This window comes from Caballeronia arvi, from assembly GCF_001544695.2.
Classification (GTDB): Bacteria; Pseudomonadota; Gammaproteobacteria; order Burkholderiales; family Burkholderiaceae; genus Caballeronia; species Caballeronia arvi.
The window spans coordinates 1-1530 of the sequence record NZ_FCOM02000218.1; the positions used below are offsets into that span (position 1 = coordinate 1).

Below are 1530 nucleotides of genomic sequence, written 5' to 3' on the forward strand. Positions count from 1 at the left end.
CGACAGCGAGCGACAATGATATGCGCAGAAAATGCACGTGACTGTCCTCAGATGCAATTGCGCGCCCCTTAATTGTCAATATTCCGCGAACCAAGTTGTCCGGTCGGAATCGGCGGTACAGGAAAGGCCCTTACGGCCGGCCGTAGCAGTGCCAGCGCCATTGTCTTTGCTCTGTGCCGACGGTACGGATGGCAGCGCTCCCAAATCTGCGACGCGTGAAAGGTCGGCTTGACACAAGAACGCGCGCGGGTAGCGTGTGCTCCGACTCTGAGTCCCACGACTGACCGTATCGCCCAAACGATACAGCCAAAGTGCCCGCAACGGTCACAAAGAGGAATTGGAATTTGGACAAATTCGCCCCCGGAAAGCTGGCTCTCGTGGCTCGTACCGCCGTCCGATTTCTGGGTGACAGTAGCGCGACTGGATCGAAGACTCCCATCGGCCGAAAGGACCTGTTGAAACCGCCTCGGACCTTGATATACGTTTCATCCATTCGCCAGCTCCGACCGACGGCTTTCTTGTGCCGACGAATGGCCTTCTCCCGCACCGGCAAGACCTTGATGGCCCAGCGGTGCAACGGTTGAATGATCGACCGAGATTCCGCGCTCCGCCATCATCTCTTCAAGATGTCGAAGGCATCGCCGTATGCGCCACATACCAGCGGACACAGCCAAGGATTGAGGTCGGTCGGAATCGGTTGATGCCAGCGCGTTAAGCCGCGGTACGATCCAGATAGAATCGCTGCGTAAATGCGGGAGGCGACAGGTAGCAGAGACGGGCCTGCGTGCGCTGCCGTTGTAAAACATTCGATGTGCTCGCTGATGGCGAGTCTGGCCTGCTCGCGCGTGGCGAATCGCTGTTGATAGATCAGTTCGCTCTTTAGAGAAACAGAATGATTCGATCGGTGCTTGTCGTAGCAGTTGCCGCGGGGACTCATCGACGCGCGCATGCCGAACTGCCTGACGAGCTTCTGGTAAGCACGTGCGCAATATTGCGAGCCGCGATCGGTGAGCTGAATCAGGCCGGGCTTCGGGGACGGCGTGAAACGGCGCGAAACACCGCCCGATCACCAGGTCTTTCGTCGTGCTTTCGCTCATCGCATAGCCGACAATTACGCCGCTATACAGATCCTTCAGGCCGGAAAGATACAACCATCCCTCGTCGGTCGCGATGTACGTGATGTCGCCACACCAGGCCTGATTGGGCGCCGACACTGAGAATTCTTGGTCCAGCAGGTTCGGCGAAACGGGCAGATCATGCTTTGGATAGTGATTGCCTTGAACCTACGCTTCTGCCTACACCGCAGGCCGAGCCTCCTGCGCAACCGCTTTATTCGGTGTATGCCACGCGCTGGACGTGTACGTGTATAAGACGTCAACCGCCTGAAAAACGAGTTCATCGCTGTACTTTTTCATGAACTCCGGAACCCGTTCAATCTCTTGCATCTGCAGGGCAGAGTTACCGCTGCGTTATCCCAAAACGCGCGAGATCGAACGCGCGCGTGCAGCGGCTGAAACGCCGAAACCATCC

2 pseudogenes are annotated in these 1530 nt (G+C 57.5%); both read right to left on the minus strand.

The features are described from left to right. Positions 1-442: 442 nt before the first annotated feature. Positions 443-702, minus strand: a pseudogene (locus AWB74_RS47120) (IS6 family transposase); the annotation flags it as partial. A 9-nt stretch (positions 703-711) separates the two neighbouring features. Further along, positions 712-1351: pseudogene (locus tag AWB74_RS47125) on the minus strand (IS3 family transposase); the annotation flags it as partial. Positions 1352-1530 lie beyond the last annotated feature (179 nt).